The sequence below is a fragment of the Anaeroplasma sp. genome, from assembly GCF_034179385.1.
GTDB lineage: Bacteria > Bacillota_I > Bacilli_A > Acholeplasmatales > Anaeroplasmataceae > Anaeroplasma.
The window spans coordinates 1-5,679 of record NZ_JAXFPY010000004.1; the positions used below are offsets into that span (position 1 = coordinate 1).

Sequence of the window (5,679 nt, forward strand, 5' to 3'; positions counted from 1 at the left end):
TGGTAATCTTAAAGGATATTTCTTTTCTTTCTCGTTATGAACTTTGATTAATCTTTCAATTTCAAGTAGATGCTTTGCACCATCTTCAACATTTTTTTCTCCTAATTTAAATTCTATTAGTGCATATCTTCCATCATCTAAATGTAAAACACAATCAGCTTCTAAGTCATATTTATCATGATAATAAGATATTTCTCCATTATATAAAGAAGAATATATTTTTAAATCTCGAATACATAAAGTTTCAAAAATAAATCCAAATGTAATATGCCACATTTGTTGCATTTTCCAACCTGTTTTAATGACAAAACTTGCATTTTTCCAACCGATTTTATCGTTTATATTGCATTTTTCAATGCATTTAATAATACTTATTAATTATATATTCAATTAATCTATAATTATTTAAGAATAAAAATGACCTATAACTTTTAAAATCATAGATCATTAACTTAAATTTAATTATATTAAATATAATTACTTACTAGACTTGTTTTTCAAATTTTTTCCGCGATTTTATTATTTTAAATGTTTGCTTAGGAATATTTTAATTAAAGTTTTAACGATAGAATCAATACATCCGTAGTCGACTTGTTTTAATAATATTCATAGAATATTAATTTCAAGACAATTTCAACTTACCATTTTAACATGAGTGCTTCTCAAAAAAAGAAAATGCCATCTTATTCATTTTAAGATGGCATACTTTATTGAGCTGAATTATTTTTCTTCTAATTCATTATTTTTTCTTGCTTCTTCGAATTTCTTTTGCATAGTAGGATTACCACGAGTAAGCTTCTTAATCGATAAATCCTGAGCCTTATCATTCGCAAGTCTTAAATTGTTTTCTGAAGAGATTAAGGCTTCCTTAATCTTGTTTAAATGAGCAATAGATTTATCGATTTCATCGATTGCAGTTTGGAACTTCTCTTGAGCTCTTGCGTAATTCTTTCCGAATTTATCCTGGAAGTCTAGCATCTTAGCTTCGAAATTAGATACATCAATATCCTGATTCTTAATAGTTTCAAGCTCCTTTTTGTAGCTTATAGTATTTAATGCTTGATTTCTTAAAATACCAATTAAGGATACTAAGAATTGTGGACGAATGACATACATCTTAGGATATCTATAGGATACATCTACAATACCATCATAGGCTTCATTATCTAATTCTAGCATTGTTACTAATACTGCATATTCGCAGTTTTTCTTTTTTCTATCCTTATCTAGCTTATCAAAGAAATCCTCATTCTTATGCTTAGTTGATGTAGTATCCATTTCATTTTTCATTTCAAACATAATGGATAATAATTCTACTCCGTCCTTTTCCTCACGGAAAACGAAGTCACCCTTTGTACCATCAACGACATCATTGTCCTTTTCGAAATAAGCATTAGGGAATGCATAAGCTCTAACCTTGTTGAATTCATTTAAGCAATGCTGTTCTAAGGATTCGCCAATCATCTTTGTAGATAAGCCCTTCTTGAAGTCCTTGTATTGCTCGATTTGCTCATCCTTCATCTTTAGAAGCTTTTCTGTAGCTTCCTCTTGAGCCTTGAGCTCTTCAGCCTTACTGCGCTTTTCTTCTTCGATTTTATGGTTTAATTCCATAATCTTAGTTTTCATTTCAGTAAGCTCTTCTTGGTTCTTACGAGATTGTTCAGAAAGTGCTAAACTATGGTTTGCCTTTGATACCTTAATTTCTTCATTTAGCTTTTGAATTTCTTCATTCTTTTTTGTTAAAGCTTCGTGTATAGCAATTTCCTTAGCTTGGTTAGCGTTTAAAATTTGGTTTTGTAATTCCTTAATCTCTTCATTCTTTTTCGCAAGAAGATCCTTCTTTTCCATTTCCTGGTTCTTTAGCGCAAGCTCCTTTTCGGAATCCTTTTTCTCTAGGCTAACCTTTAAATCATTTTCAAGCTTAGAGATTTCAATCTTAAGCTTAGCAAGCTCACGCTCCTTTTCTTCATTAAAGGTTGCAAGAAGTGCCTTCTTTTCGCTTTCAAGCTTAGATAGATAAATCTTATCCTTGCTTCTATCAATTTCTTCATTTAATTTTGCTTCTAAGGAAGTAGTATCAATAGAGATTTCCTCTGTTAAGTCAATGATATCTCCTTTAGATGCGTTTTCTTGTAATTCTAAAGTTTTTGAATCCTTTACACTAAATTTTACCTTCATTTTTATTTTCTCCTCCATTAATCCTATGTTTGTATTTTTCTTTTTTGCAACCAAAGTGGTTCACTTTTTTCTTTGATTTCATTATATCATTTTTAATTTAATATATTAATATTAATAAATATCACTTGTTAAATAAATATGGGTTACATTTATTCTTTATTATATAAAGATATTTTTATAAATACTTAATAGAATCAGTAGCGGAAAAGAAAACCACGATAAAATCGTGGTTAATCTAATTCGTTATATTATCTTTCAACTCTCTTTTTCTTATTTTATAGAATGACGGCATTCTATTAGAAAAATAAAGCATTTATTTCAGCCTTATTCTAAATATCTGATCTAATCTTCTTTCTTAACCTTTGCTTCAAAAAGTGGCTTTCGCTTGAAAGCCACTTTCGATAATATAATGCAATTACTTTAATCCCTTTAATTCTGTTGGTACTTCATAAGTTGTTAATTCAGTAACCTTAAGCTCAAGATTTAGATAGAAATCAGCTAAAGACTTTTGAGTAAAGTCACGAGAATTATCATAGCAAGAATTGAATGAACCTTTAATATCTAATTTAATTTCAGATAATTTATTATTCTCAACAGTAATATAGAAATTATATTTAGCTAAATATAATGAATCTAATTCGAAGTTAGACAATGCTTTAATTGTATTTTCATGGAATGGGTCAATGTTTATATTATCATTAAAATAATTAATGACATTAACTGCACCTTCCTTTGTTAATGCAACTGAATATGTAGTTTTATTATCCTTTTCCTTATATTCAATATAATTAAGATTGCTTGTTGTCAATAAGGAATCTAATAATAAATAATACTCATCATATGAAGGATCATAAGTCGCAGAATCTAATTCATATCCTTTATCCGTTAAAGCGTTGATCTTCCAATCGCCATATGAACCATTCTCTAATCTACCTCTATTATATTTACAATCGGCAATATCAATAGACTTATATAAGTCTGCATTCTTTAAATCTGTATCAATTTCTACAAGATTATTGAAATAAACCTCATTGTTATCAACCTTTCTCTTGGTATTTCCTTGAACAGTCATATCAATCGAATTAGCGCCATCATAGTCGACACCAGTCTTTAACGTATAATCATATGCACTATAAGCTTGATTCTTGAATGCATCAATCTTTGTCTTGATAGCATTTAAGTTATTATTTAATGCTTCTTCACCAAGACCAAATTTATTTAAATCGTTATCATTTAATGTGATTTCAGCATTAGATTTATTAACATTAATTGTGTAATTAATTGTTACTGAAATCGCTGAAATATCAAAGCTAAAGCTGTATTCATATGATTTAATTAAATCATTTTGTACAGTAAGTGAAGTAGATGTTGTAGCATCAACCTCAACATTTTTATCTGGTAAAGCCTTCTTAATTACATATGAAGAAATATATGGAGCCGCAATATCAAGAACTCTTGAAGCATTCATTTTTGTCTTAATATTATACTTTCCATTACTCTTTGTAACTTCCTTAATTTCATCACTAGAATACTCAAATAAAATCTTTGCAAATGAAGATGTATCATATTTAAAGTCATTTGATTTAGCTTCTCTATCTACTTTAATTACATCACCATATTCATTTGTTTTTACTGTAGTTAAAGTATTATCCTTTAAAACCTCAAGGACTTCACTATCGTAGAATAATAAACCTGAATTCTTTCTTTTAGAAACATAGCTTACATCACTACCCTTTGAATACTTAACATTACCTGTTTGAGTACCACTAACAGACTTGTTTGCGGATTTTAGAGTAACAGCAAAGTTTAATGTGTAATCATAATCAAAACCTTTAGTCTCATCGCCAAAAGAATTTTCCTTCGCATCTAACACAACCTCTTTATCTGTTCTTGTGTCAATAGATGTAGTAGGCTTGTCCTCCGTAGTTGTTTCAATTTTTGATGTTGTAGGGGTAGTCGCCTCTCCACAGGATGCAAGTGCAAAGGTTGCACCAGCAAGTAATAAACCAGTAATAAATTTCTTTTTCATTTTCTTCTTTCTCCTTCTTATTATTTATGTTTATTATTTTTAAATATCTATGTAATGGAAGTTTCTATATAGTGCAAGAGGATATCCAATTACACTTAATAAAGCACTTAATATAGTTCCAAAAATTGCAAAGAATACACCAATAGAAACACTAATTAAGAATAGAATAATCTTAGTTACAATTAAGAAGATTATTCCATCAAAGCTTAAGCTAAAGATGACTCCAGGCATTTTTACAAATCCAAAGCCAGCAACACTTGTAAATACATCTGATACAAAAGTATTATTTAAAATTAGTGTCGCAAGCAATAAATAGCCAAACACACCACCTACGATTCCACCAATTCCAAGATTGGTATTGCCTTGAGCAAATCCAACAATTCCAGTAACAACTAAAGCAACTAATAATATTGTTGGCCAAATGAAGGAGTGAACCCTTGCAGTTTCAAATTCTTTTCTTTCCTCTGCCTCACGCTCATCCTTAATTCTTGCCTGCTCCTCATCGTCCTTCTTTTTACAGTTCGCACAGTAGATTACTGTTTTTACTGTGCTTCCTCTTGAAACTTGAACGCGCTTATCTACTTTAAAATAATCCTTTAGATCCTTAATCATTTTACCGCAGCCATCACAAACGCCAAGTACAGGTTGTGCTTCAGTATATACTACCTTTTCAACAACTTCAGGTTCCTTTACAATAATGGTTTCTTTCTTAGACTCTAACCCAAATAGATCATCCATACTACAACCAAATAATGTAGCCATTTGTTTTAATGTATCTATGGAAGGCTCAACCTCATCTGCTTCCCATCTAGATACTGCCTGTGGAGTACAATGTAGCTCATCAGCTAAATCCTTTTGTGTCATGTCTTTTTCATTTCTAAATTTTCTAATATTCGTTCCCAATGTCATTTTTCGTTTACCTCCGACAGCACCTATTATAAAGGGAAATCAACAAAATGTGGATTAACAATTTGTTGAATGACTCCACGATTTGTTGAATTATGATAAAATCGATAAACTATGTTTATTATGGAATAATTCTTTTCAAAAATCAATGCTATGGAAGAAATTTATTTGAAAAAAATATTTATCCTGGCTTCGAGTTCTTTTTTGATTTCTTCACCATCTAAAGAACCTGTATAGAATCTGTCAATGTAATCAACAACGATTTTGCCACGGCATTTTGAATCGATACAATCGATATATTCGTATGGACTGATTTCATTTACAATTGCAGTTTTCTTTTCTACGTAACCCAAAGGGTAATTAAACATACAATCAGCTTCAATCTAGGCCGCGAATCCCCTAGGGGATTGATTCCTTATTAATAACATATACCTTTTTTTATAAGTGTCCTTGACATTGGGTACATATTATACCACCTATATTTCCATTCTTTTTAAAATAAATTGTTGGTAATATAATTGGATAATCTATAGAATCTTCTTTATCAAACCAAGTGACTATAAAGC

General features: G+C 30.0%; 5 protein-coding genes. All 5 read right to left on the reverse strand.

The window, feature by feature from the left end:
- Positions 1 to 285: DUF4143 domain-containing protein (locus SPJ17_RS00090; RefSeq protein WP_321091512.1), on the reverse strand; the 285-nt coding region annotated here is incomplete at its 3' end.
- Positions 286 to 720: 435 nt separating this feature from the next.
- Positions 721 to 2,178, reverse strand: coding sequence for a DUF2130 domain-containing protein (locus SPJ17_RS00095; protein WP_321091514.1), 1,458 nt, complete (start codon positions 2,176 to 2,178; stop codon positions 721 to 723).
- A gap of 415 nt (positions 2,179 to 2,593) precedes the next feature.
- Positions 2,594 to 4,207: a hypothetical protein gene (locus SPJ17_RS00100; RefSeq protein WP_321091516.1), complete on the reverse strand. Its 1,614-nt coding sequence runs from the start codon at positions 4,205 to 4,207 to the stop codon at positions 2,594 to 2,596.
- A gap of 39 nt (positions 4,208 to 4,246) precedes the next feature.
- On the reverse strand, positions 4,247 to 5,116 hold the full coding sequence (locus SPJ17_RS00105; protein WP_321091518.1) for a helix-turn-helix transcriptional regulator: 870 nt from the start codon (positions 5,114 to 5,116) through the stop codon (positions 4,247 to 4,249).
- 161 nt (positions 5,117 to 5,277) lie between these two features.
- Positions 5,278 to 5,481, reverse strand: coding sequence for a hypothetical protein (locus tag SPJ17_RS00110; RefSeq protein ID WP_321091519.1), 204 nt, complete (start codon positions 5,479 to 5,481; stop codon positions 5,278 to 5,280).
- Positions 5,482 to 5,679 lie beyond the last annotated feature (198 nt).

What these genes read in the sequence shown, in the direction of transcription:
- SPJ17_RS00095 (WP_321091514.1), bottom strand. Translation starts at nt 2,178, where the DNA reads ATGAAGGTAAAATTTAGTGTAAAGGATTCAAAAACTTTAGAATTACAA.
- SPJ17_RS00100 (WP_321091516.1), bottom strand. Translation starts at nt 4,207, where the DNA reads ATGAAAAAGAAATTTATTACTGGTTTATTACTTGCTGGTGCAACCTTT.
- SPJ17_RS00105 (WP_321091518.1), bottom strand. Translation starts at nt 5,116, where the DNA reads ATGACATTGGGAACGAATATTAGAAAATTTAGAAATGAAAAAGACATG.
- SPJ17_RS00110 (WP_321091519.1), bottom strand. Translation starts at nt 5,481, where the DNA reads ATGTTTAATTACCCTTTGGGTTACGTAGAAAAGAAAACTGCAATTGTA.